Origin of the sequence: Paenibacillus sp. FSL H7-0357, from assembly GCF_000758525.1 — a bacterium.
Taxonomy (GTDB): domain Bacteria; phylum Bacillota; class Bacilli; order Paenibacillales; family Paenibacillaceae; genus Paenibacillus_AQ.
This window is the reverse complement of sequence record NZ_CP009241.1, coordinates 3,787,311-3,810,130: the sequence shown is the minus strand read 5'-3', so window position 1 is coordinate 3,810,130 and position 22,820 is coordinate 3,787,311. Positions and strand designations below refer to the sequence as shown.

Sequence of the window (22,820 nt, the reverse complement as noted above, 5' to 3'; positions counted from 1 at the left end):
ACCTCCATAATAATTACGTTTCACTTTATTGAACCAGCAACCGGAAGGAGTAAGGTTCCATGCTGATTTCATCTGATAAGCGAACGGATTCTCCGGCAAAAATGTCCTGAAGCACCTGATCCTTCAGTTCAACGGGAAGGTTGAGGCTTGCCGCCACCGGTGAATTATGAATCAGCACATACAGTGTGCTGCCTTGTGATTCTTTTGAATAAATCAAGCTTCCGGTCTCATCATCAATGGACAGCCATGAGATATCAGTTTCCTTGAACACGTTGTATTGCTTTCTTAATTCAATCAACCGGCGGATGGTCTGATAGAGATCCTGGTTTTGCTTCGCAGTATCCCACGGCATACATTGCCGGTTGTGGTGTTCATCCCCACCCAGACCCACTTCGCCACCATAATAAATGCTTGGGGAACCACCGTACGTAAGCTGGAAGACATAGGCTAGCTTCACCAGTTCTGCATTGTCCCCGCAGATGTGGAGAACTCGTGCGGTATCATGGCTGTCCAGCAGGTTGAACATATTTTGCATCACAGGTTTGGGATAGCTGACGAGCAGCCCGTTAATCGCATATACAAAATCTGCTGCTGTAAACCGTTCCTGATTCTGAAGATGGACCCCGAAGAAACGGGTAACTGCTGCCGTGAACTCATAGTTCATAACCGAATCGAACTGGTCGCCCTGTAGCCAAGGGTTGGAGTAAAACCAGTTTTCACCGAGAATATAGATCTCTTTGTTAATGCCTTTGATTTTTTTGCGGAATTCCCGCCAGAAATCATGGGGCACTTCATTGGCAACATCCAGCCGCCAGCCGTCTATATTATATCGCTCAGTCCAATACACCGCTACACTCAGCAGGTACTCTCTTGCTTCTGCATTTTCTGTATTCCATTTTGGCATATTTTCGGCAAATCCAAAAGTCCGGTAGTTCAGATGTGCTCCCAAATCATCGTCATCCGCCGTAGCCGCCATAGAATTTGATACCACAGGTTTGTCCGGGTCCATAATATAAAAGTAATCAAAGTAGAGCGAGTCTTGTCCATTCTTCAATACATCCTGCCAGAAGGGATGCTCATGCCCGCAGTGGTTGAACACGGCATCCAGCATCACTTTAATGCCCCGCTTGTGCGCCTCCTCCACCAGCAATCCAAAGCTCTCATTGTCGCCAAACTGGGGGTCGATCCGGAAATAATCTTTGGTGTCGTATTTATGCGAGCTAGGTGACTCAAAGATAGGCGTAAAGTAAATCCCATCACAACCAAGACCCCGGATATAATCCAGCTTCTCTGTCACGCCCTGCAGATCCCCGCCAAATTTCTTCTCAGGGCCGTCCATTTCATCGCTGCCCCAAGCGAGCAGATTATCCTGTTCTCCGGCAGCTCCCCTGTTGAACCGGTCCGGGAAAATCTGATACCACACGGTATCCCTTACCCAAGCGGGTGCCCTATAAAGATCATCTTCGAGAATATAGGGATAGTTGAAATAATTCGTATGGTCGGCAGGCGGCGGCGAGTCTTCCTGCAGCGGGATGAAGCTATGGGATCCGGCAAAACACAGCTCCTGCCCGTCATCCAATATAAAGCCATAGCGGATTCTGCTCCATTTGAACCCCGGCACCTCTGCAAACCAGCAATCATGCAGACGGGTAACATATTCCTTCTTCATCTCCACAGGCTGTATGGTTTTTACTGCAAACTCCCACACATGTGAACCTTTGCTTACAGGCTTCCAGTTGTACGGGTCAATAGGAAGAAGCTTAACGGCTTGAATATCATCTCTTTTGGTCTTGATACGGATATGAAGGGTCTCCTGATTAACCGCATAGGAAAATGCCCCCTTCGGTTCGTGGATAAATGCTGCCAGTTCCATAATAATCTCTCCTTATAAATTAATATTAAAAGGTCAACTTATACGTTTAAGTCATTTCATTATAAGATTCTAATGAGCAGGCTGTCAATTGATGTGCGGAATCCAGACGGTAAAGCGTAAAAGCAGCAATAATCGCCAGGGCAACGCCGGCAGCACCGAACCATGTAATGGAGGACAAAGCAACTTGATTGATGGCTATGCCGCCGAGCCCCGCTCCGGCAGCCATCGCGAGCTGCATCATGGACTGATTCAGACCTAGCATAACCCCAGAGGCTTCAGGCTCAATCGTTGTTAAATAATATTGCTGTGTGGGTCCGGATGACCAGGCAGCAAATGACCACAATACCAATACGGCCAATACTCCGGCCAAAGAGTCCTTAACTACAGCTAACAAGAGCAGCATTACGATATGAAGCGCCATTCCACTGAATAAGGTACGGTGTACTCCCCAGCGGTCTGTACTGTAGCCGCCAACCTTTGAGCCAATCATACTGGCGATCCCAAAAGCCAGCAAAGCCCCGCTGATGTAACCGCTGCTTATACCTGATACTTTGAGCAGGAACGGTGACAGATACGTATAAGCGATAGAATAACCGCCAAGCCAGAAGAAAGAAATGGACAACCCGAGTGCTACTTTTGGCTTTTTCAGCAGTGCTAATTGCTTACGCAGCGGTACAGGTGAATCTCCTTTAATATTCGGTATGGTGAACGAGAGAATGATCATTGCCAAGATGCCCAGCAGAGCAATTCCGCCAAACACAAACTTCCAACCCAGGATATCCGCGGTCATCCGTCCCAGAGGGACTCCGATAATAAGCGATGCCGTAAATCCCATCACGACCGTTGCGATGGAGCTGGCCTGTTTGCCTTCAGGAGCGATTTTGGCAGCAATATTTAAGGCCGTAACCACGACTACTCCGGCTCCAAGCGCCATCAGGATGCGTGCAGCCACGAATAGTCCATACCCAGGCAGCACGAAAGCAAGAATGTTGGATACAACAAATACACCGAGTGCAGAGACGATTAATTTGCGGCGGTCCATGCTTGCTGTCAAAGCCATAAGCATAGGTGTGCAAAGCGCATATACCAGTGAGAAAATCGTAATCAGTTGACCTGCAGACGCTAGCGATACACCAAACGAAAGTGAAACCTTATCTAAAATACCGGATAAAATGTATTCCGAGGTTCCGACTAAAAAACTAATGATGGCGAGTGTGTATATCTTCCAGTTCGTAGACATATGTAATGTTCAGCTCCTAAGTTGTTGTTATATATAAAGATATATCGCGAATTATAGATGTGATTAATCATGAAAAAATCTACATATTACGAATTATCGAATTGTTAAATTAAAACAAAACCGAATTCTTAGATCAAGAACTCAGTTTGTGCCTTACATTTCTTGCTTCATGTATTCAGCCATATTGAGAATCGCTTCTTCATCCCTTTGGTAATACGTAAATTTGCCAATACGTTTGGTAGTAATAAGCCCTGCTCTCTGCAGTATCGAAAGATACTGGGAGGCTGTTGATTGGGTCATATTCAGCTTATCGGTAATTTGACTGACACATACCCCGGTTTCCGTCATATCAATCCCTTCATGGGGCGTAAAATGAACATCAGGCTCCTTGAGCCATTGCAGGATTTGAATCCGCGATTCATTGGACAACGCTTTAAAAACATCTATAGGTTTCATGAAGTTTATTATATCGATAATTTGCGATATGTCAATTCTCCATTCCAGAAATTCGGGAGACCGGTATTCGTATTTCAAAAATTCCATCATGAATGAAATTAGCAGCGTCTTGCTGCACATATACAACAATCCGTCCATCCAGCAGATACCAGCCAGTACTGGAGGTTTCGATTCCCGGAAACTGAAGCGGTGCGAAAGGGCCTGCTTCCCCGGAAGCAATCTTCAGGTTAATATACTGATTAATCTGTGTCTGGTAATTCGGATTATTCCCTGCAAGCTGCTGCAGTGACAGCTCCTCTCCTGTGGCGAGATCGAAGGTCCAGCTGTACCGGATGCTTTTGTCCTGCTTGGATTCGCCCATATATTGATAAGTATCCGCGTACAGACTGAGCAGGCCCTTTTCATTGTAAGCGATCGTCCACTCCACTTGGAGCCCGTAGGGTAAGATATGCGCGTAGTCTATAATTTTGTCCTTGTTGGGATGTGCTGCCCAAGCTTGTGCAAGCTCTTGCTCGGCCTGTGTTTTCCAGCCTTCTGCCTTGTTCTGGAGGAAGTGATTAATCTTATCAATACCCTCTTTGTGCGCAGAACCGGAAAGAACGGGATAACGGATAGAAAATGAATAAGGCTCTGTAGTTACCGCCAGCTCACCGGAAGCGGAAATCGTCAGCTCATTTTCCGGACGTGAATGGAGGAGATAGCTGTTTTTGCCCTTCAGCACAATATCATAACCTGACATTGTAGCCAGCTGGCGGAGCGGCACATACGTGGAACCCTCTCTGACAAACGGTGTTTTGGCTGAAGAAGTTAGGCCGTTGACACTATAAGAACTATTGTAAAGAGTAAGCTTGATCACGCGCCGCGGTTTGCTGAGCGTTAGATCACCGGTCCCGGCCTGATCTTCCACCGTATATCCCATGGCCCGGGCAATCGGCATCAGCTGGACCAACAGGGTTCCATCCGCACTGTACGCCAGTGCTTTCAGCTGTTTACCTTCAATGTTGAATGTTGTGAGAACCGGTGCATAAGGTGAGACAGTAGCGGCAACCTGAGATTTGATTGCAGAACCTGAAATTTCCTTAGCTGCTTGTTCGCCACTCATTCGGGAAACTGCTCCGGCATCGGCAGATACCCGGGCAGGTGTGGCAAGACACATACTCAATAACACGCAAGCAGCAGTAAGTCTGAAAGTGCGGCCTTGTTTCTGTGACTTTTGAATAGGCAGTGACATGGTAAACCCTCCGTTTCCATTACTTACCTATAGACGAAGAATTGCTTGTTTTGTTTCGGTAACTAACCGGAAAGAAGATTTCAACTGTTGAAATCTTCCTCTGTCAGATCCATATTTACGTTCATACCAATTCGGCTGCCGTCGGCTGCGGCAAAAATCAATTGGGAAGGCGCGAAATACGAAGCATCACCTGCGGCATATACACCGGAGACAGAAGCTTGTCCCTTGTCATCTGTCCGAATCCCTCCAAGCTCCGTTATTTCACAGCCTAATTGCTCTCCTAACGTTGAGCTTTGCACAAGTTTCGGAGCTACAAAGCCGCCGGTTCTGGCCACACTAGTTCCATCTGCAAAACGAATGTGCTCAAGCCGGCCGTTCTGGCCGTGGAAAGCCGCAACCGGTTGTTCGATCACGACGATTCCTCTAGATTCAAGCTGCTGTCTTTGCTCATCGGTCAAGGACGCCTGGCCATGTGTACACACAAGCAAATCCTTGCTCCAATTGAGGAGCAGCTTAGCCATATGGAATACGGTCGGATACTCAGAGACAATGGCCAATGGTTGATCCCTCAGCTCCCATCCGTCACAATAAGGACAGTTAAACAGGCTTTTACCGTATAAAGGACGCAAGCCTTCGATCTCCGGAAAGATCTCCTTTAGACCCGTCGCCAGGATCAGCCTCCGGGCTTGAACACGGACTCCTCCCAAATCCTCTATCTCAAATCCACCTTGCGCTTGAGAGACCGAGACCACTTCGAACGGCAAATGGTCTACAGACGGATAACGCTGCAGTTCCTCATGTGCCACGCGCCTGAACTCAGCCGGTGTTACTCCATCCCTTGTAATAAAACCGTGAGACGCATGCGTAACAGCATTTCTAGGCCGGTTGTTGTCGATCAGAGCCACACTTCTCCTTGCTCTGCCAAGCACTAGGGCTGCATTCAGCCCGGCAGGTCCCCCACCGATAATCGCGCAATCGTAAATCATAAATCTCATCCTCCTTGATGGCTATTAAAGACTTTTTATATCCGGGAATACAACATATTTTTACCCTTGAAGTGCTAACCTAGACTTTCAGATCTTAAGTTCTTATATTAAAGGACTTACTATATCTATAATATCTTTATATTTGCGACTGTCAAGTTGAAACTTGATAATCCTATTTAATGAAAATATAATGAATTAGATAAGCACCAAACTAATAAAACCTATGGAGGACCTATGAACCTCAACATTCATGAACAGTTGGATCCCGTCTTTGAGACCTTGGGTTTGCTCTACGTCAGTTGCCATGTGGAGACTTACAAGAAAGGGACGATTGAAGACCTGAACAAATTCGGGCTGGACGGAGAAGCCTTTTACAGCAAACATTTGAAAATAGTAGACAAGTACATCCATACCTTTCTTAAATATCGTGTACTTGGTAAGGAAGCGGACTTCTTTTTCGGGGATGAAAATGACTCCTTCTTCTCCGTTCTACATCTGCTGCTCAGTGAAAATACGGCTTGGCTAAACTCGCTTGCAGAAGTGCCGGATGAGGTGCTTCATGAAGAAATATGGAAGATCCTGCTCGACATGGAGGTCATGCAAAATTACCAACTGCAGAAAACCTCACCTTCCGGAAGTCTATCTTTGGCTGATATCATCACCTTCCTGAGCGACAGTCCTCTTGAAGAAGGGATGAAATGGAAAATGTTGAGGCTGCTGCAGCAGCCGCGTACACAAATCCAGGCGCTTGCCCGGATCATCAACAATAACTTGTCTGCATTTGAGCAGGTGTGCCAGGAACTGGAGAAGCCGCTGAATAAGCTGATTTCCAAGTATGTTCAATCCGTGCAAAGGCAGGACGATGTACAATTTATTAAGCTGGTGGAGATGTTCAGCGATGCACCCTCTGTCCATCCATCCTTAATTGTTCCGCTTGGGCAGGTGATGTTCGCCAAGCATTGCTACTATGGCCTGTTCGTCGATCTGCTTCCGGTAGCCAGCAAGGGCCATGCCGATTCCAAAGATTTTCTGCTGCTTCGGATGAAGGCACTCGGGGACAACAGCAAGCTGCAAATCCTGGCGTCGCTCAAGGTCAGTCCGAAATACAATCTGGAAATTGCAGATCAGATGGGCTTAACTGCTGCCACCATGTCTCATCATATGAATGTGCTGCTGGCCTGCGGTATGGTCGGAATTGAGAAAAAAAACGGCAAGGTGTATTATCATCTGGACTCTGACAACTTGCGGCAGTTAATTGCTGACCTTGAACATTTTCTGCTATAGCATTGACAGACTTCCCGTGTGTTTTTAGCGGGAAGTTTTTTTGTGCGCCTGAATAAGATATCCGTCTAATATGTTTGACATAATTAATATTAATATGATACTGTCATCTTATAAATTTAATGATAATCTAATATTAGGAGTTGTCTATTTGATGAAACAGTCCATCCGTCAAAACAAAATGCTGCTTGCGGTTACCCTGCTGTTCAGTATCATTACCTCGGCAGCAGGCGTACTGGTTGCGATCATTCTGCAAAAGGTAATCGATGCCGCCATGCAGGGTGACATGTTACTTTTCAAAAAAATTCTGATCCTGTCGGTTGCTTATTTGCTGCTGCTAAGCTTGTTCGGTTTCATATATGCCATTTGCAGCAAAGCCTTGATCCGCAATCTGACCCTGTCACTGAGGGAGCGGGTATTCCGTGGAGTATTCCGCAGAAATGCAGAAGAATTCACTTCGTCCAATACGGCTGATTATTTGTCGGCACTCACCAATGACATCAAACTGCTGGAGGATAACTATATCCAACCCCTGCTGCTTACCCTGCAGAATGTTGTGGTTTTTGCCTCCTCCCTCATTGCACTCCTCTACCTGAGCCCGCTGGTTACCTTGATCCTGGTGGTATGTATGATTCTGATGTTTGCCGTCCCTTCCCTTTTCGGCAAAGCTCTGCAGGACAAACAAAGCGCCGTATCTGCCCGGATGTCCATTTTTACCACTAGCGTTAAGGATTTATTGTCGGGTTATGAAGTGATCAAATCCTATGCCATGGGCAAACACACGGAGCAGAAATTCCAGCAGGAGAACACCGCAGCCGCAAATACCCGTTTTGCTGCTGACCGGCTATTTGCCGCCAATGAGAGCCTCTCCGAAACGCTGGCTATTCTTACTCAATTTTCAGTAGTCTTTATTGCTGCTTATCTGATTATTTCCGGAGACTTCTCAGCGGGGAGCCTGGTTGCCCTTGTCCAGCTGAGCGGCGGTTTTGTGGGACCTGTACTTGTCGTGATGCAGAATCTGCCCAAAATTCAAGGTGTCAAACCCGTTGTACAACGGATCAATGATCTGGCAAGCGAAGAGGCACAGCTGAAGTCAGGGTTGCTCGAACCTGTTTTCAATGAGAATCTGGAGGTCAGCCACTTGCAATTTGCCTATCAGCAAGGAAATCAGGTGCTTTCGGACATCAATCTTTCCCTGCAAAAAGGAAAAAAATATGCACTGGTCGGACGAAGCGGCTGCGGTAAATCTACACTTGTTAAACTGCTTAGCGGGTATTATGACAGGTATGAAGGCTCCATCACCCTTGATGGGATCAACCTCAAACAGCTTGACCCAGAGCAGCTGCAGCAAATGACAGCGACCATCCATCAGAATGTCTATATGTTCGATACGGACATTAAGCAGAATATTTGCTTACATGAGGAATTCTCCGAGGAAGTTATGGAAACTGCCCTTCGTACCAGCGGAGTCCATAAGTTTGTGGAGAAGATGCCCAGTGGACTGCTGACTACCGTTGGTGAGAACGGCTCACAGCTCTCCGGCGGCCAGCGCCAGCGGATTGCCGTTGCCCGGGCGCTGATCCGCAGCAAACCGATCCTGATTCTGGATGAAGGAACTTCCGCGATTGATATGCAGACCGCTTATGAAATCGAAAGCAGACTGCTCACGCTTAAAGAGCTGACCTTAATTACGATAACCCATAATATGAATGAGGGATTGTTGGGATTGTATGATGAAATTATCTATATGGAGAACGGACGAATCGCCGAGGTTGGCAGCTTCCAGGAGCTTCGCGCGCGCGGTGGCGGATTTGCAGCCTTTTGCTCATTGCACAAGGGGGATGTTGCGGAGGCGCTTCAAGCATAATCAGGTGAGATCATAGAAACAGCCAGCTCCCCATAAACCGGAGACTGGCTGTTTTTCCCTTGCTAAGAAATGCTGTTAATAATAACATGCTGAACCCTGAACGTCTTCACAACGGCTAATCCATTTGATTCTACAAAAATTAAAGGCGGGCTGTCCAAACCGCTCTTGTCCAAGCCAGTTGAAATCCGGCCCGTTCCATATTGTTCTGGCTTGTAGAACCAAAACCCGCCTGAGCCGTTATGAGCCGACAACCTGCCAAGTGAGCCTCGTGCATCCTCTTGTGCAATAATGCAGTCTGGATCCCCCTGTTTCTGTATTCAGGAATTGTTGCGGCGAGTGTGCAGGAGGCGATATCTCCGTTTATATGCATCGCAGCCACTCCGGCCGGAAGCCCCTCCCAATAACCTGCGAAAAGCTTCCACCCCGCCCTATTCAGCAATCCTAGATTATTATTCACGAAATGAATCTTATCGGACAACGGCATGCCGGAAGCTAGGCAATGGATTTCTGCATAAGTGTCAAAGGAATTTACGTTATCAATTTCGACAATTGTTATCTTGGATGGAAGTTCAGACGGCGTTTGACGCGGTAGCCCATACAGTACAGCATGAAACCCACTCTGGTAAAGTCCATGACCGGATAACCCTTTAAAAAGCTTGGAGCTGCAATGAACAGGATCCACATCGATCTGGAAAGCTCTGTCTTTGGCAGCATAAAATCGGATGATCTCCTCCAGCTTGTCCACGTCCTGATCAGAGATCCCCTTAACGGAATTAAACAGGCTCCATGGCATGGTCCTGATATAGAAACCAGTGGTGTGGCCGAAACGGACAATCTCAACACCCTCCGGGTTACCTTCGCGTTCGCGGATGGAGTTAATTCTTGAGGTTAAATAGTCAATTTCCGACTGCTGAATTTGTTCAGCAAGACCTTGGTTCAAGACTGGCAGCTTCATGAAAGATCACTTCCTATGATGGATTTGAGTTTCGCTTCAGTATTTCAATTACTCCCCGTTTTGCATCTACCTGTACTTCATCACCATTCTGGAGAAGACTTGTCGCTGCCTCTACCTGAACAATCGCCGGAATGCCCATCTCCCGGGCAAAAATAGCTCCGTGCGATAAGAAACCGCCCACTTCGGTTACGATAGCTGCACAGGCCAAGATCGCATAAGTCAGATTGGGCGTCAGGATTGGAGCTACGATGACCGCATTCTCCGGAATCTGGTTGTAGCTTTCCCGGTCCAGCGGATTCATTAATTTAAAGACCTTTCCACTTCTGCATCCTTGCGCCACAGCTACCCCCTGCAGCTTTTGGTCTTCGGACACCTTCCGCGCATTACCGGGCTTCAGAAGTAATGGAGGGTTAATTGCTGCTGCTGCGGCAAAGCTTTTTTCCCGTTGAAGGAGTTCCGTTTCTTCCACACTTTGGCGGGCACCGGAGATCAGTTCATGTATTTCATCGGGATAGAGGAAAAATATAGACTCCCTGCTTTCTATTTTGCCGCAGTCTACTAAACGCTGAGCGATTTCGAGCAAGATTCTTCTAATAGAGGATGAACCTTTCTGGAGCAGATAATCGTCATCTTCTGTTCGGATCACGTAGGCTCTATACTCTGTTAACAGCCTATGAAATTCCGTTTTCTCGTCATGCTCCATCCGTTGCCCAATCCTGGCAGCAACTTCTTTCCAGCTTTCCTGACCTTTCCCCTCACGAGAAATCTTGCGGGTATGGAGTTCAGCTGCAATTCTGGACAACAACGTTTCCGGACTCTCGGCCAAGGTCTTCAGGTGCAGTGCCAAGGGATGTGGAAGCTCGTAGCCGTACTGGGAAATGAAAGCAGCAAATTGGTCTGCCCATGGATGAGGTTCACTGCTTCTAACCTTGTTGCACAGTTCTCCAAAGTCAGGATATTTCCGCGCAGAGTTTACCAATTGGTTAAGCTGCAACGTTTTTTGATACGTGATCGTGTTCACTTCTCCAGTCAGCGAGGACAATAAAAGCGGTACGTCTGCATTCTCTCCAGCATAGCGGCTGACGAGCTGTTCCAGCTCCTTCCCTATGATGCGTCGTGCCATGAACCAGTCCCGGTTCAAATACTCACTCACATAAGACCGGTTGATCTCTACCCGAACAGCTGTCTTCTCCCATAAGTCTTCAAGTGAGGCTTGCGTAATATTTTCGTTCAGCTGTTGATCGAAGATCGGCTCGTATCTGTTTCTAAGCGCCTGCCATCTAAGCAGCATGCTTGTCCCGTCGTCCGGTTGTGAAGGCGCAGCGGCACCAACGTTCTTTTTCAGACTGATGTAAGGGTAATGCTGAACGAACCGTATATCCCAATAAGGCATTTGAAAATAATTGCCCGGATCCAGCTTCTTTACTAACGGAGTAACGGGTTCCGTGCACTGATCAAGAAGAAACCAGTCCTCTTCAAGGAAGGAGTCAGGGATATGTGCAAAATCGTAGTCCCACGAATCGGTATGGACTCCGGTTGTTACAGGACGAACCTGAAGCCAGTAAAGCGATTTGTTCTTGATGCAAAACTCCATGTCCACCTGCTGCTGCATTAGCTCCTTTGCTTTCATAATCCATGGTTCCATATGGAGCAGGAGTTGTTCGAGCAATGGGCTGGAATCGCTCCATTTGCCTTCCCGGTAATGGACCATTGGATTGGTGTCCCCGCCCACGAGAGCTTCTCCTCTTCCTTCTACAAGTTCAATGATTATTTCGGATTCTCCCGTAAGCGGGTTGCAGGAAAACAGAACACCGGAATAATCCGGTTCAATAAATGTCTGAATGATCACAGGAATTGACCCCTCATGCACTTCAGCAACTGCAGCCGGCAGCTGAGAGGAATGCTGAATAATTACGGTCTTGTATTGACCAGCCATGGACTTCGTTCCGCCGTCTTCGTCGATTGCCGTGGAGCGGACGGCCCAGCCGTCAGCGGAAGGAAGCATTCTCTCCAGACGCTCAGACAGTCGATTCAACTTCTGCTGCAGTTCAGCTTCCGAACATGCGAAATAAGTTTGGGACAGCACTACACCATCGGGCACGCTGAATTGTTCGTTTATAAGCTTGGACAAATTCGAGGCTTTGTTGCCAACTTCCGCTGCTTTTAAATCCAGAGATTTCAATGATAACTCCAAGCCGCAATCCTCCTTTTACAGCTAATTTTCAAGTTCCCTAATATACCAGGCGTCACAGGAAAAATGCTCGAAACCGGCAAAAGGGGCCATCCCGCACCCGCCCGCAACCTCTCCCTCATCCTCTACAATCCAGTAGGCGCAATCATTACGGTTATTGTAAAAATGAAATAAATCACGGAGACTGTCATCTGCACATTGCCTCCAAACCCTTCTACATATTCTCTTAATTATACATGAAACTTCCGCGCATCCCCCCGTCTTTTTGCCTGTGGTTGATGACCGATGACTTACATACGATATCCTATGTGCTGAAGGCTGCGGAATGATCCATTCCCGTAAGACAGGCAATATAAGTGTGTAAAGCTATACTTCCACTATTAGAACGAGGTGACCTGCTGATGTTGTCCAAGAAAGCCGCGACCACCAAAAAAACCATTACCATTGCAAGCAAATGGTCCAAAACAAAAATGCTGCTTAACCATTCACGGCTCCGCCAATTCGTGCCCGATAGCCGGATCTATTCGTATGAAGCCCTGCAGTCCATGCTTAACAAGCATAAGATGGTATATGTAAAGCCTGTCAAAGGAACCGGAGGAAATGGTGTCATTAAAGTTATTAAGTATGGTGAACATAAATATGCCTATCACGTAGGCGAGACTCCCCGTTATTTTAAAACTTACGGCGCTCTGTTCACTTCGCTAGGCAGCAGTAAATTAAAGCGTGAATATTTGGTTCAGCAAGGGATAAATCTGCTAACTTATCAGAATCGTATCTTTGATGTGCGCATTATGACGCAAATGAACAGCACGAACCATTGGGAATGTACCGGATATATCGGGCGAATGGCACATCCTAAGAAAATCGTTACGAATTTCCACAACAGCGGAAAACCGCTTCCTCTGGAAACGCTGCTTAGTCCTTACCTGCAAGGAGACAAGAAAAAAGACTATATCAAAGGATTAAAAGCTTTAGGGGATCAGGTGGCGAAAGAATTCCATAAAAACCACAGCGGATTTAAGGAAATAGGCCTGGATATTGGATTGGATTCTGCTTTGAAGCCATGGATTATTGAGGTAAATACGCGGCCGGATGCTTATATCTTTAATCAATTGAAGGATAAAACGATGTTCCGCAGAGTGATCTACCTTAAGAAGTGGCATAAATTATTGAATTCCGGCAAGAAAGTTGTCAAATAAGGTGAACACTACCGGGTATAAAAAAGGTTGAACTTGAGCGCTCTCTTTGGCTCTGTTCAACCTTTTTTTGGATTGCAAAAAATGATAGGATATACTGGTTGAGGTGTGAACTGAATCGGGATTTGAGGAGAGCAGAATGATGAATAAACTGGTATTTTTTCTGGGACCGGCAGGTGCGGGCAAAACGACGCTGGCCAAAGCGGTAGCCTCGCGCCGCAAAGCCGCCTTCTTCGATATGGATATTCTGCTGCGGCCGGCGGCGGACGCCATCATGACCATGCATGGTCTGGACCCGACTGACAGAGATTCCGCAGAATATAAAAGACTTTGCCGCGACCTCGGTTACCGCATTACGATGGACGCCGCACTTGATAATATCGGCCTGAATAGCGATGTATTCGTGGTTGGACCCTTTACCAAGGAAGCAGCAGACCCAGACTGGATTAGCAGTGAGCTGTCCCGGATCGGTCTTACGCTGCCCGAGGTTGAGGTCAAGGTTGTTCTGGTCGGACTGGCCAACGAGGATTTGTACCGGGAACGCATTCAAGGCAGGCACTCGTCTTTGGATGACTGGAAATTTCAGCATTGGCAGGAATTCCGGTCTTCGCTTGGCAGCCGCACTGTCGCGTGGCCGCTGCCCGCGTCGAATGTCGCAATGATCGACAACTCAAATCCGGAGATCGAAGATACAGTAAGGACAGTTGAGCATTTTATTTATGCAGCACAATGAATGAACGAAAGGCAGCCGTGGGCTGCCTTTTTTTGTTATGCAGTATTCATGAAAGGTCCAGCTCCGATTATATCCCCCCTGCATTCACCTTTAAACCAAACCATGCAATCGTTTAAAATCCTCAGGCTTCATCCCTGTCACCCGTTTAAACACCGCACAAAAGTAGCTGGCATTCTCAAAACCGACATCCCGGGCAATTTCGTAGATTTTTTTACCGCGAACGTTAAACATTAATTGCTTGCTCCGGTTAATCCGCTGTTTATTAATGTACGTTACCGGCCGCTCATGAACCGTGTGCTGAAACAGCCGGCACAAATACTGCGGCGATACTGCAGCTACTTCTGCCAGTTCTTTTAACTGAAGCGGCCGGTGCAGATGGAGTTCTATATAGCGCAGGACGGGCTTAATCCGTTCCATTTCATCTTCCTCGCTGGAAGAAGGCAGCAGTTTGCGTTTCAGATCCAACAGCAATGCGTACAGCAGCTTGGAGCATTCCAGATCATCTTCAAGCGGATGTTCATTAGACAAAAGAAGCATCTCCCGCAAAGGCTCCAAAAGTGCTTCGTCTCTTAATCTCCCGGGTCCAGACTCGCGTATTCCTGCGTACATCAGCATCTGGGCAGCTTCCCTGCCGCTAAATGAAATCCACGCCAGCTTCCACTCCCTGCTAACCGGAGTATAGAAATGCGGAATTTCAGGATATAGAAAAAACACTTCCCCGGGGCCTACGATGTAACTTTTGTCATTAATATTCAGTTCACCTTTGCCTTCAAGCACCTGATGCATCTGATAATCCGGAAAACCGGCCGGACGCAAAGTTTCAGCCTGATGCTCCCAATATCCGATGGTTGTGGCATATAAGGGCAGCAGCATCGTCTCATCAGTTTGGCAAAAAATCATTTTGCTTTTCACAAGGATTCTCCGTTTCTAATTGTTGCTTCTATATTAGCCTTCATTTCTAGCGAAAGAAAGCCCTATTTAGTTTCATATTGTGTTATTTGATAAGAATATCATTATATATACCTTGAGCCTTTCTCATTCTATAATATGAATATAACAATATAAGGAGATGTTAAAGTGCGTAAGAAGCTAGTCTATCAGCCACCTGCCAACGGATATCCCGAATGGAATAACAATCCGGAGATTTTTCAATTGAACCGAATGGAAGCGCATGCTTCCATGATGTCTTTCCCGACTGCTGAGCAAGCACTCCAAGGAAATAAACAATCCTCCTCTCGTTATCAATCGTTGAACGGTACTTGGAAATTCGCCTTTGCCGAAACTCCTGAGAAACGCAGCAAGGATTTCTATAAATCAGATTATGACAACAGCAATTGGGCGGATATTCCTGTTCCTTCCCATTGGCAATTCCAGGGCTATGATTACCCTCAATATACCAATGTGCGGTATCCTTGGGCAGAGTCAGAACCGGATTTGAAGCCCCCTTTTGCCCCTACTTTATATAATCCTGTAGGTTCCTATGTACGTACATTTGATGTACCGCAAGCTTGGGACGGCCAGCCTGTATTCCTCAGCTTCCAGGGTGTGGAGTCTGCTTTTTATGTATGGGTGAACGGAGAACTGGTCGGCTATGGTGAAGATACCTTTACCCCGTCGGACTTCGATATTACAGCTTATCTGCAAGCAGGAGAGAATAAGCTGGCCGTTGAGGTGTACCGCTGGTGTGATGCGAGCTGGCTGGAAGATCAGGATTTCTGGCGGCTTAGCGGCATTTTCCGCGACGTTTATTTGTATACCGCACCTCCCGTACGTGTTGCCGACTTTTGGGCCCGGACCGATCTGGACAACGAGTTTGTGCATGCGGAGCTGAACGTGGACATCAAAGTGGAAGATTACTTTAGCCGCAAAGCTGGAGATTACTCGCTGCAAATGCAGCTTTATGACAACAATGGCCAAGGGGTCTGGGCTGCTCCGGTTGCTGCTGCAGTATCTTTTCAGGAAGGAGATTTGCAGCAGCTTAAACTGTCGGCACCTGTAGCTCAGCCTCATAAATGGAGTGCGGAGAAACCATACCTTTACACCCTGGTGATCTCGCTAGTGGATGGTCAGGAGGCCGTTCAAGAGGCGGTCAGCACAAAGGTTGGCTTCCGCTCCTTCGAGATTAGAGACGGCTTAATGAAGATTAACGGGAAACGGATCGTACTGAAAGGCACTAACCGGCATGAGTTCTCTTGTGACACTGGACGCGCATTGTCCGTAGAGGATATGATCCGCGATATTCATCTGATGAAATCCCATAACATTAATGCGGTACGGACCTCTCATTATCCCAATCAGTCAGTTTGGTATGAGTTGTGTGACGAATACGGTCTTTACGTAATCGACGAAACCAATCTGGAGACACACGGCAGCTGGCAATATGGACAACAAGAGCTGCATGAGGGGAATGTTCCCGCCAGCAAGCCGGAATGGCGCGCCAATGTCATCGACCGCTGTAATTCCATGATGCAACGGGACAAAAATCATCCATCTGTTATCATCTGGTCACTCGGCAATGAGTCCTTTGGCGGCGATAATTTTATTGCCATGCATGACTATCTGCGGGCAGCCGATCCTACCCGTCCTGTTCACTATGAAGGAATTTTTCATTACAGACCTTCGGAAGCGGCGAGCGATATCGAGTCTACGATGTACATTAAGCCTGCCGGCGTTGAACAATATGCGACAAACAATCCGCAGAAGCCTTATATCCTTTGTGAATACAGCCATGCTATGGGCAATTCCTGCGGCGGACTGCATCTCTACACCGATATGTTCGACAAATATGATGTGTTCCAAGGCGCATTCATCTGGGACTGGGTGGATCAGGCCATCCGCACTACAACTCCAGAGGGGATTGAATATCTGGCGTACGGCGGCGATTTCGGTGAATCCCCACATGACGGGAATTTTAGCGGCAACGGCCTGCTGTTTGCAGACCGGACAGTTACCCCTAAGCTGCTTGAGGTCAAAAAATGCTATCAGAATATAAAAGTCACCGCCCAGGATCTTCAGAAAGGTCTTTATCAAATCCGCAATAACTTCTTATTTACGAATATCGAAGAATATGATTTACATTGGAAGCTTGAATTGGAAGGCGTAACTTCGCAAGAGGGCTCTCTGCGGATTGCCGCTGCACCGGGAGAGACTGTCGATTGTGTCATTCCGTATGAGCTTAGTTCCATAGCCAATGATAAAGAAGCAGTGCTGACCTTGTCCTTCATTCAACCTGCTGCAGCAGCATGGGCAGATGCCAACCATGAGATTGCATGGGAGCAGTTCATTCTAGTTCCAAGAGTTGCAGGAAATCTTCCCGTTTCAGCAGGAGATCCCCTTCACATCACTGAGCAAGAGGAAGCATTGATCATTGCAGGAGCTGACTTTTCACTTTCTTTCAATTCGGCAACCGGAGATTTGTTCTCTTATCAAGTCCTGGGCAAAGAACGCCTGATTGAGCCTGCAAGACCGAATTTCTGGAGAGCCGTCACCGATAATGATCTTGGCAACCATCTGCAGGAACGTTCCGCAGTCTGGAGAAAGGCTTCCTATGAACGCAGTCTTGTTCAATTCACTACCCGGACTCAAGAGAATCTTTGTTTCGTATCGGCAACCTACTTGCTGCCCACAAATCCCGTGTCCACTCTACTGGTCACCTATGAAATCCGTCCTGACGGATCTGTGGAGATTTTGCAGGAACTGAACCCGGGCAGCAGCTCGCTGCCGGAAATTCCCGAGTTCGGAATGCTGTTCGTGCTGGATGGAAGCCTGGACACTGTGTCATGGTACGGACGCGGACCACATGAGAACTATTGGGACCGGCAAACCGGAGCCCGTCTGGGACGCTTTAGCGGCAAAGTCAGTGAACAGTTCACTCCTTACCTTAAGCCACAGGAATGCGGGAACAAGACAGATGTCAGATATGCTTCAGTTACAGAAGGCAGCGATGGATCAGGGATCCATATCGAAAATACAACATCGCTGGAAATCAACGTACTCCCTTGGAAACCAGAAGAACTGGAAGCCAGCGATCACATCTATAAATTGCCGGCTTCGGATAAAACCGTGCTGAGGGTCAATTACAAGCAAATGGGTGTCGGCGGGGACGACAGCTGGGGTGCACCAACGCATGAACAGTTCACTCTGCCTGCAAACCGGCCGTATAGCTTCCGCTTCACGCTCGCTCGAATTTAATCTGCCATTGCAACAAAAAGCGAGATTCCGCTCAGCGGATATCTCGTTTTTTTGTTTAGGGAAAACGTAAAAACCACCTTCTTTTGCAGCCATCTGTGAACACATAGGCGGAATTCCCATACTATGGGGATATAAGTATTCAGGGGAGGTTAGATTGTATGTATTCTTATGGGGGCTTTGGCCCCTCCGGAAATAGAACGTCTTACGCATGGCCCAATATGGCTCCTGCAAATGCAGGTCCACAGGTGATCTGCCTGACCAAAGCTCAGATTGAATTCAAAAACCATATGCGCTTATTATGGGAGCAGCATGTGGCGTGGACACGAATGGCCATCATCAGTCTTGTTTTCGGATTGCCCGATACCGATGCGGTACTGGCGCGCCTCCTGCAGAATGCGCCGGATATGGGCAACGCGCTTAAGCCCTTTTACGGAGAGAGTATAGCTAATGCTTATAGCAATCTTATCAAAGAACACTTGGTAATTGCTGCTGATCTTGTCAAAGCTGCGAAAGCAGGTGATACCAATGCAGCTGCCGCCGAAGAGAAAAAATGGGTTGCCAATGCGGATCAAATTGTTGAATTTCTAGCCCGCATTAACCCCTTTTTCCCCAAAGATGAGTTCAGGAAAATGTTCTACGATCATCTGGCACTAACTAAAGCAGAAGCAGTAGCGATGTTGAACAAGGACTACAACACCAGTATTCAGCTGTATGACCGTATCGAGCGTGAAGCGTTGATGATGGCGGATACGATAAGAAATGCCATACTCATCCAATTCCCTCAGAGGGTATAAACCGGATTATTGCTTCTTAAGCCTAACAAAAGCCCTCATTGCTCCGCTTCAAGGCGGAAACCTGAGGGCTTCTTGGTTATACAGACTCCTGCATATTATGCTGAAAAAGTGTCCGATACAGCTCGTTGCGGCTCCATAATTCGCTGTGGCTTCCACGGTCCGCAATACATCCGCCTTCAAGCAGATTAATATGGTCTGCCCGCATCACAGAGGAAAGTACTGGCTTATGCTATTCCTCAATCACTGCTGGAGCCCGGAAAAACCGGGACAACACGCCGCTTGACGGAGAACCCAGGAAGCTTGCTATAAATACAAGTCCGGTAGCAAAGGCCATGGAGCCTGAAATTGAGGTGTCCAGCCACACTGCAATATAGTAACCCGCGACTGCAGAGAGGACGCCAAAACCGGCGCTGAGCATCAGCATGACCGAAAGACGGTCTGTCCATAGATAAGCGGACGCAGCCGGGGTAATCAGCATGGCTACGACCATAATTGCCCCGACGGCATCAAATGAGGCCACCGTTGTTACCGATACAAGCGTCATGAACAGATAATGCATCAATACGACCGGAAGTCCAAGACTGGCCGCAAGCGCCGGGTCAAACGATGTAATCTTCCATTCTTTATACAATGCAAGAATAACGGCAAGAACAATAATGAGTACAATGAACAGCATTAGCGTTGCTTGAGGAACGGCACCTATCCAAGGCAGCTCCACTGTAGTCCACGGAACAAATGTAATTTCACCCATCAATGCGTGTTTTACATCTAGATGTGCATTCCCTACCTTTGTTGCAATCAGAACTACACCGACTGCGAACAATGTGGTGAAGACTACACCAATGGAAGCATCCTGGGCTACGCCGCGGGAGTGCAGGAATTGGACCAGCATGGCTGTCAGCAGACCGGCGATGATGGAGCCGATCAGCATATGTCCGCCGCTCAGCTGCTTGGTGATCAGGAAGGCAACGACGATCCCCAGCAGCACACTATGGCTGATGGCATCCGCCATCATTGCCATTCGTCTAAGGATGAGGAACGTTCCAATTATTCCGCAGGTTAAGCCGACAAGTGAAGCTGTAAGCAAGATCCAGGCTGTGTAGCTCATACCGCTTTCCCCTCCTCAGGCGTATGCAGATGTGCTGATTCCGCCGATTTTTTCTTTTGCGCCCGCAGGTGAAGAAGCTTCGCCAGCCAGCCTTTCTGAAAGCCAAAGACAAGCGACACAAGGAACAGCGAAGACGAGACCAGAACGATAAAGGGTCCTGTCGGCCAGCCTTTTCCCAGTGTGCTGACCCATGTTCCTGCGGCCCCGGCACCCCCGCCGAATACAGCGGAAATGATAAGCATCCGCTTGAAGGACTGGGTCCAGTATCGCGCACTTACCGGGGGAATAATCAGGAGAGCCGACATCAGGATGACACCTACCGCCTGAATCCCGATGACAATAACAAGAATCAGCATGCTCATATACATCCCGTTCATCACCCGCCCGGACAAACCCAGCCCCTTGGCAAAATCCGCATCGAACAGAAACAGCTTCCACTCCTTGAAACCGATCCATATGAACGCGATCACAATCAATGCCAGCACCAGCATGATCTTAACATCTTTACCGGTCATGGAAGCTGCCTGGCCAAATATGAAGGAATCCAGACCGCTCTGGCCTCCGCCTGCCGTCCGGTTTACAATGGACAACAGCATGATTCCAAGTCCGAAAAAGATCGATAGCACGATTCCCATCGCCGTATCCTCTTTAATTTTGGTGGACGATTGAATCCACTGGATAAAGAGAAAACCGAGCACTGCGCTTAGCGCCGCTCCGGCGATCATTGCCGGAACGCTTTTGACACCAACGATCGTAAAAGCAATCACAATTCCCGGCAAAGCCGCATGGGAAAGGGCGTCGCTCATCAGGCTTTGGCGTTTCCAGTACGCCAGACAACCGATCAAACCTGAGGCGATCCCAAGAATTAAAGTACTAAATAATACCCAGAGTGTGTTGGGTGAGATGCCGGTTATATCCATTAGGTGCCTCCGATCCAGCGAAGCGAACCTCCATAGGCACGGTACACTTGCTCTTGGGTAAACGCCTCACGGGTACTTCCGTGGGCTACAATCGTACGGTTCAACAGCAGCACGTGGTCGAAATACTCCTCTACCGTATGTAGATCATGATGTACGACCATCACTGTTTTGCCCTGCTCCTTCAATAGCTGGAGTGTCGTCATAATCGCCTTCTCCGTCGCGGCATCTACCCCGGCCAAGGGCTCATCCAGAAAATAAAGGTCAGAATCCTGTACCAGCGCCCTGGCCAGAAACACCCGCTGCTGCTGCCCGCCGGACAGCTGGCTGATCTGGCGGTGCGCGTAATCGGCCATCCCCATCTGGTCCAGGGCGTGTAATGCCTGCTGCCGGTGACTGGCTTTGGGCCATTTCAGCCACCCAACTTTGCCATACAGTCCCATCATGACTACATCCAGCGCATCCGTCGGGAAATCCCAATCCACGGAGCCCCGCTGCGGCACATAACCGATACGTGATTTCACCTTGGAGAAGGCGGCGCCGTAAAAAGATACGCTGCCCGACAGCTTGGGATGCAGGCCCAGCATCACTTTGAGCAGGGTCGATTTCCCGGCACCGTTCGGGCCGATGATCGCCGTAAGCGTGCCGGGCTGCACCTTGAAGGAAACATCGTGCAATACTTTATTTTGCCGGTAAGAGGCATTTAAGCCTTCTACTAGAACATCGCTCATCTTATTTCCCTCCCCCGCTGAGTGCAGTATAGATCGTTTCCACGTTATGTTTATACATTCCCAGATAAGTACCCTCAACGGTATCCGCATTGCCCATGGCATCGGAGAACAGCTCGCCGCCGAGCTTGACCTCCAGCCCCTTGCTCTTGGCTCCTTCAATCACAGCCTCTATGGATTTCGGGTTAATACTGCTTTCTACGAATACGGCAGGAATTTTGTTCTGAATCAGCAAGTCAATAGTATCGTTAATGTCAGAGACGCCAAATTCATCCTCTGTACTCAGTCCCTGCAAGCCTATTACCTCAATACCATTTGCCCTGCCAAAATAGCTGAATGCATCATGCGCGGTAACCAGTGTCCGCTGGGCTTCAGGAATCTGTGCCAATTTGGCTTTTGAATCCGTGTTCAGCGTGTCCAGCTCTGCGAAGTATTTCGCTTTATTGCTCTCAAAATATTCTGCATGCTCCGGGGCCAGCTTCTTCAGCTCCTCTGCTGCATTGCCGAGGGCCTGCTTCCAGAGGTCGATATCAAACCATACATGGGGGTCCGTGTCTCCCAGTTCATTTGTGAGCAGCTGGTCTTCCGGGATACTCTCAGCTATCGCTACTGTCGGCCTCGTTTTGCCGATCTCTTGGAACACCTCATGCATTTGGCCCTCCAGATGCAAGCCGCTGTACAGGACCAGATCTGCACCGCCCAGCTTGGCTATATCTCCTTGAGTGGCATTATACAGATGGGGATCCACACCCGGTCCCATAAGACTCTGTACCTGTACTTTATCTCCGCCAATAATCGTTATAGGCTCTGCAATCTGTGAAATGGTCGTAACCACAGCAATGGTGTCTTTGTCTGTCCCTTCTGCTGCGTTCCCGCTCTCCTTCTCATTACAGGCCGTGATTACAAGTGCCAAAGACAGCAATGCACCCACACCTAATTTTCTCGTTCTCTCCACCCACAGGTTCCTCATTTGTTTCTCCTCCTGGTTCATAGAATAGATAAGATTCAATAATGTGCATTAAGGAAAATATGTTTCCCTAATGAAACTTATTTATATATATAAAAATAAAGGC

18 protein-coding genes are annotated in these 22,820 nt (G+C 48.0%); 6 read left to right on the top strand and 12 right to left on the bottom strand.

What is annotated here, in order from left to right:
- Nucleotides 1-25 precede the first annotated feature (25 nt).
- From H70357_RS16625 to H70357_RS16605, 5 genes are all read right to left on the bottom strand, one after another.
- The gene (locus tag H70357_RS16625; protein WP_038591666.1) at nucleotides 26-1,873 is read right to left on the bottom strand and encodes a glycoside hydrolase family 13 protein; all 1,848 of its coding nucleotides are present in this window, start codon (nucleotides 1,871-1,873) and stop codon (nucleotides 26-28) included.
- A 46-nt stretch (nucleotides 1,874-1,919) separates the two neighbouring features.
- A complete protein-coding gene (locus H70357_RS16620; RefSeq protein WP_038591663.1) occupies nucleotides 1,920-3,113 on the bottom strand; it encodes an MFS transporter in 1,194 nt (397 codons plus the stop codon).
- Nucleotides 3,114-3,266: 153 nt separating this feature from the next.
- On the bottom strand, nucleotides 3,267-3,569 hold the full coding sequence (locus H70357_RS16615; protein ID WP_038591660.1) for an ArsR/SmtB family transcription factor: 303 nt from the start codon (nucleotides 3,567-3,569) through the stop codon (nucleotides 3,267-3,269).
- A 31-nt stretch (nucleotides 3,570-3,600) separates the two neighbouring features.
- Complete coding sequence (locus tag H70357_RS16610; RefSeq protein ID WP_038591657.1) at nucleotides 3,601-4,800, bottom strand: GNAT family N-acetyltransferase; 1,200 nt, start codon at nucleotides 4,798-4,800, stop codon at nucleotides 3,601-3,603.
- Nucleotides 4,801-4,880: 80 nt separating this feature from the next.
- Complete coding sequence (locus H70357_RS16605) at nucleotides 4,881-5,786, bottom strand: NAD(P)/FAD-dependent oxidoreductase (RefSeq protein WP_038591654.1); 906 nt, start codon at nucleotides 5,784-5,786, stop codon at nucleotides 4,881-4,883.
- Nucleotides 5,787-6,020: 234 nt separating this feature from the next.
- Here H70357_RS16605 and H70357_RS16600 point away from each other — a divergent pair, with 234 nt between their 5' ends.
- Together H70357_RS16600 and H70357_RS16595 are read left to right on the top strand one after the other, a co-directional pair.
- Nucleotides 6,021-7,070 (top strand): ArsR/SmtB family transcription factor, encoded by a 1,050-nt coding sequence (locus tag H70357_RS16600; RefSeq protein ID WP_038591651.1) that lies wholly within the window; start codon nucleotides 6,021-6,023, stop codon nucleotides 7,068-7,070.
- A 151-nt stretch (nucleotides 7,071-7,221) separates the two neighbouring features.
- The gene (locus H70357_RS16595) at nucleotides 7,222-8,934 is read left to right on the top strand and encodes an ABC transporter ATP-binding protein (RefSeq protein WP_038591648.1); all 1,713 of its coding nucleotides are present in this window, start codon (nucleotides 7,222-7,224) and stop codon (nucleotides 8,932-8,934) included.
- Nucleotides 8,935-9,073: 139 nt separating this feature from the next.
- Here H70357_RS16595 and H70357_RS16590 read toward each other — a convergent pair whose 3' ends face one another.
- Nucleotides 9,074-9,889 (bottom strand): GNAT family N-acetyltransferase, encoded by an 816-nt coding sequence (locus H70357_RS16590; protein ID WP_038591645.1) that lies wholly within the window; start codon nucleotides 9,887-9,889, stop codon nucleotides 9,074-9,076.
- 13 nt (nucleotides 9,890-9,902) lie between these two features.
- On the bottom strand, nucleotides 9,903-12,083 hold the full coding sequence (locus H70357_RS16585) for a PEP/pyruvate-binding domain-containing protein (protein ID WP_038591642.1): 2,181 nt from the start codon (nucleotides 12,081-12,083) through the stop codon (nucleotides 9,903-9,905).
- A 398-nt stretch (nucleotides 12,084-12,481) separates the two neighbouring features.
- Between H70357_RS16585 and H70357_RS16580 the strand changes: the two genes are divergently transcribed.
- Both H70357_RS16580 and H70357_RS16575 read left to right on the top strand, forming a co-directional pair.
- Nucleotides 12,482-13,279, top strand: a complete 798-nt coding sequence (locus H70357_RS16580; protein ID WP_052092069.1) for a YheC/YheD family protein — start codon at nucleotides 12,482-12,484, stop codon at nucleotides 13,277-13,279.
- A gap of 139 nt (nucleotides 13,280-13,418) precedes the next feature.
- On the top strand, nucleotides 13,419-14,009 hold the full coding sequence (locus H70357_RS16575; protein WP_038591640.1) for a P-loop nucleotide/nucleoside kinase family protein: 591 nt from the start codon (nucleotides 13,419-13,421) through the stop codon (nucleotides 14,007-14,009).
- Between the two features lie 90 nt (nucleotides 14,010-14,099).
- On the opposite strand, the gene H70357_RS16570 is transcribed toward H70357_RS16575, so the two are convergent.
- Nucleotides 14,100-14,921, bottom strand: coding sequence for an AraC family transcriptional regulator (locus H70357_RS16570; RefSeq protein ID WP_038591638.1), 822 nt, complete (start codon nucleotides 14,919-14,921; stop codon nucleotides 14,100-14,102).
- Nucleotides 14,922-15,086: 165 nt separating this feature from the next.
- Here H70357_RS16570 and H70357_RS16565 point away from each other — a divergent pair, with 165 nt between their 5' ends.
- Entirely contained in the window at nucleotides 15,087-18,200 is a 3,114-nt protein-coding gene (locus H70357_RS16565; protein WP_038591635.1) for a beta-galactosidase, LacZ type, read from the top strand.
- A 218-nt stretch (nucleotides 18,201-18,418) separates the two neighbouring features.
- Complete coding sequence (locus H70357_RS16560) at nucleotides 18,419-18,994, top strand: acetylglutamate kinase (protein WP_331281770.1); 576 nt, start codon at nucleotides 18,419-18,421, stop codon at nucleotides 18,992-18,994.
- 229 nt (nucleotides 18,995-19,223) lie between these two features.
- Here H70357_RS16560 and H70357_RS16555 read toward each other — a convergent pair whose 3' ends face one another.
- From H70357_RS16555 to H70357_RS16540, 4 genes are read right to left on the bottom strand one after another with little or no spacing between them, the layout of a single operon-like run.
- Nucleotides 19,224-20,102, bottom strand: coding sequence for a metal ABC transporter permease (locus H70357_RS16555; RefSeq protein WP_038591632.1), 879 nt, complete (start codon nucleotides 20,100-20,102; stop codon nucleotides 19,224-19,226).
- Complete coding sequence (locus H70357_RS16550; protein WP_038591630.1) at nucleotides 20,099-21,022, bottom strand: metal ABC transporter permease; 924 nt, start codon at nucleotides 21,020-21,022, stop codon at nucleotides 20,099-20,101. The genes H70357_RS16555 and H70357_RS16550 overlap by 4 nt, the downstream gene beginning before the upstream one ends.
- Nucleotides 21,022-21,750 carry a metal ABC transporter ATP-binding protein gene (locus H70357_RS16545; protein WP_038591628.1) on the bottom strand — a complete coding sequence of 243 codons (729 nt, stop codon included), beginning with the start codon at nucleotides 21,748-21,750 and terminating at the stop codon, nucleotides 21,022-21,024. Before H70357_RS16545 ends, H70357_RS16550 begins: the two co-directional genes overlap by 1 nt.
- A gap of 1 nt (nucleotide 21,751) precedes the next feature.
- Nucleotides 21,752-22,717, bottom strand: a complete 966-nt coding sequence (locus H70357_RS16540) for a metal ABC transporter solute-binding protein, Zn/Mn family (RefSeq protein WP_038591626.1) — start codon at nucleotides 22,715-22,717, stop codon at nucleotides 21,752-21,754.
- Between the last annotated feature and the right edge of the window lie 103 nt (nucleotides 22,718-22,820).

Excerpts from the sequence above, each read along its gene's own strand:
- H70357_RS16625 (WP_038591666.1), bottom strand. The coding sequence starts at position 1,873 with ATGGAACTGGCAGCATTTATCCACGAACCGAAGGGGGCATTTTCCTAT.
- H70357_RS16620 (WP_038591663.1), bottom strand. The coding sequence starts at position 3,113 with ATGTCTACGAACTGGAAGATATACACACTCGCCATCATTAGTTTTTTA.
- H70357_RS16615 (WP_038591660.1), bottom strand. The coding sequence starts at position 3,569 with ATGAAACCTATAGATGTTTTTAAAGCGTTGTCCAATGAATCGCGGATT.
- H70357_RS16610 (WP_038591657.1), bottom strand. The coding sequence starts at position 4,800 with ATGTCACTGCCTATTCAAAAGTCACAGAAACAAGGCCGCACTTTCAGA.
- H70357_RS16605 (WP_038591654.1), bottom strand. The coding sequence starts at position 5,786 with ATGATTTACGATTGCGCGATTATCGGTGGGGGACCTGCCGGGCTGAAT.
- H70357_RS16600 (WP_038591651.1), top strand. The coding sequence starts at position 6,021 with ATGAACCTCAACATTCATGAACAGTTGGATCCCGTCTTTGAGACCTTG.
- H70357_RS16595 (WP_038591648.1), top strand. The coding sequence starts at position 7,222 with ATGAAACAGTCCATCCGTCAAAACAAAATGCTGCTTGCGGTTACCCTG.
- H70357_RS16590 (WP_038591645.1), bottom strand. The coding sequence starts at position 9,889 with ATGAAGCTGCCAGTCTTGAACCAAGGTCTTGCTGAACAAATTCAGCAG.
- H70357_RS16580 (WP_052092069.1), top strand. The coding sequence starts at position 12,482 with ATGTTGTCCAAGAAAGCCGCGACCACCAAAAAAACCATTACCATTGCA.
- H70357_RS16575 (WP_038591640.1), top strand. The coding sequence starts at position 13,419 with ATGAATAAACTGGTATTTTTTCTGGGACCGGCAGGTGCGGGCAAAACG.
- H70357_RS16560 (WP_331281770.1), top strand. The coding sequence starts at position 18,419 with ATGGCTCCTGCAAATGCAGGTCCACAGGTGATCTGCCTGACCAAAGCT.
- H70357_RS16555 (WP_038591632.1), bottom strand. The coding sequence starts at position 20,102 with ATGAGCTACACAGCCTGGATCTTGCTTACAGCTTCACTTGTCGGCTTA.
- H70357_RS16550 (WP_038591630.1), bottom strand. The coding sequence starts at position 21,022 with ATGGATATAACCGGCATCTCACCCAACACACTCTGGGTATTATTTAGT.
- H70357_RS16545 (WP_038591628.1), bottom strand. The coding sequence starts at position 21,750 with ATGAGCGATGTTCTAGTAGAAGGCTTAAATGCCTCTTACCGGCAAAAT.
- H70357_RS16540 (WP_038591626.1), bottom strand. The coding sequence starts at position 22,717 with ATGAGGAACCTGTGGGTGGAGAGAACGAGAAAATTAGGTGTGGGTGCA.